The 694-nt window shown below is 62.7% G+C and carries 1 protein-coding gene; it reads left to right on the top strand.

Going from position 1 to position 694, the window contains the following annotated elements:
• Positions 1–694: AMP-binding protein (locus tag Raf01_RS49205; protein WP_203925086.1), on the top strand; the 694-nt coding region annotated here is incomplete at both ends.

Here is a 694-nt window from a genome sequence, read left to right on the forward strand (position 1 = left end):
ATCTGCGGGTCGGTGTGGTGCCGGGTAACGCGGCGTATGTCATCTACACCTCGGGGTCGACGGGGCAGCCGAAGGGTGTGGTGGTGCCGCATCAGAATGTGGTGCGGTTGTTCGCTGCGACGCGGGACTGGTTCGGGTTCCGTGACGATGATGTGTGGACGTTGTTCCATTCGTATGCGTTTGACTTTTCGGTGTGGGAGACGTGGGGGGCGTTGCTGCATGGTGGGCGTCTGGTGGTGGTCTCTTACGCGACGAGTCGTTCTCCGGCGGAGTTCAGGGCGTTGTTGGTGGCGCAGCGGGTGACGATGTTGAGTCAGACACCGTCGGCGTTCTATCAGTTGATGCGGGCTGATGACGAGGCTGGGGGTGGACGGCTGTCGTTGCGGTGTGTGGTCTTTGGTGGGGAGGCTTTGGACTTCGGCCGGTTGGCGGGTTGGTTTTCCCGGTATGCCGATGACGCGCCGGTGTTGGTCAACATGTATGGCATCACTGAGACGACCGTGCATGTCAGCTATCTCGCGCTGGATCGTGATTCGGTGGCCGGCGGTGGTGGCAGTGTGATCGGTCGGGGTCTTCCGGATCTGCGGGTTTATGTTCTGGATTCGGGGTTGCGGCCGGTTCCCTGGGGTGTCGTGGGTGAGCTGTACGTGGCCGGTGCCGGGCTGGCCCGGGGATATCTGAACCGGGCGGGGCT

This window comes from Rugosimonospora africana, from assembly GCF_016862975.1.
GTDB lineage: Bacteria > Actinomycetota > Actinomycetes > Mycobacteriales > Micromonosporaceae > Rugosimonospora > Rugosimonospora africana.